The sequence below is a fragment of the Kitasatospora sp. NPDC034023 genome (assembly GCF_055575795.1).
Genome location: NZ_JBVIRY010000098.1, coordinates 3,571 through 3,990, shown reverse-complemented (window position 1 = coordinate 3,990; position 420 = coordinate 3,571). Strand labels below are relative to the sequence as shown.

General features: G+C 70.5%; 1 protein-coding gene. It reads left to right on the top strand.

The window, feature by feature from the left end; all coding sequences use genetic code 11:
• A partial coding sequence (locus tag ACZ52R_RS43380; RefSeq protein WP_465755565.1) for an Ig-like domain-containing protein occupies positions 1-420 on the top strand: 420 nt, incomplete at both ends.

Here is a 420-nt window from a genome sequence, read left to right as displayed (position 1 = left end):
CCACCGGCACCGGCACCTTCACCACCTCCGACCTCGGCGTCGGCATCCACGCGCTGATCGCCGTCTACAGCGGCGACACCAGCTTCAACGGCTCCACCTCACCCATCGACGCCCAGACCGTCACCACGGCCGACACCACCACGGCGTTGACCTCGGCACCCGACCCCTCGGTGTTCGGCCAGCCCAAGGTCCTCACCGCCACCGTCACCACCACCGCCCCCGGAGCCGGCACCCCCACCGGCACGGTGTCCTTCTTCGACGGCGCCACCCTGCTGGGCACTGGCACTGTCGTCGCGGGCGTGGCCACCTTCACCACCACCGACCTCGCCGTCGGCACCCACGCGCTGACCGCCGTGTACGGTGGAGACACCAGCTTCAACGGCTCGACCTCGCCGGTGGACACCCAGACCGTGAACATGG